The following is a 495-nucleotide window of genomic DNA, read 5'->3' as shown; positions in this document are numbered from 1 at the left end:
CCCACTGTTGCTTTAACAATGGCTTTAGAAATGGCAGTATCAGATGAAGTATAACGTTGACACAGTCAGAGAGAGTGGCTGGGACAATAAAAAAGAATGGTTAGCAGTCCGTGATTATGTTAGGCAACGTGATAAGATGACTTGCGTAAGATGTGGTGCATTCGGTGCTAAAAAATACGAAGTAGACCATATTATAGAACTAACTTGGGAAAATCTTGATGATTGGAAAATAGCGCTGAACCCTGATAACCTACAACTCCTTTGTAAGTCTTGCCATAACAAGAAAACAAGCGAGTATAAACGAGGCAAAGGCGTAAGTTTATGGTAGAAAGGGGAAAAATTGAACTTATTCGGAAAAGTGGTATCATTTTCACGTGGAAAACTAAACAATGATACTCAAAGAGTTACAGCGTGGCAAAACGAAGCGGTAGAATATACAAGTGCCTTTGTGACTAACATTCATAATAAAATCGCTAATGAAATAACAAAAGTAGA

Annotated in this window: 1 protein-coding gene; it reads left to right on the top strand. The window is 37.6% G+C overall.

Annotation, left to right across the window (positions count from 1 at the left end; genetic code table 11):
• Nucleotides 1-43: 43 nt before the first annotated feature.
• The gene (locus tag EII37_RS10880) at nt 44-328 is read left to right on the top strand and encodes an HNH endonuclease (protein ID WP_124788563.1); all 285 of its coding nucleotides are present in this window, start codon (nt 44-46) and stop codon (nt 326-328) included.
• Nucleotides 329-495: the final 167 nt, after the last annotated feature.

The sequence above is a fragment of the Streptococcus sp. OH4692_COT-348 genome (genome assembly GCF_003859975.1).
In the GTDB taxonomy this organism is placed as follows: Bacteria; Bacillota; Bacilli; order Lactobacillales; family Streptococcaceae; genus Streptococcus.
Note: the sequence above shows the minus strand (reverse complement) of the source record. Positions and strands in the feature narration are given on the sequence as shown.

Coding starts and splice junctions, on each gene's coding strand:
- EII37_RS10880 (WP_124788563.1), top strand. CDS start 44: ATGAAGTATAACGTTGACACAGTCAGAGAGAGTGGCTGGGACAATAAA.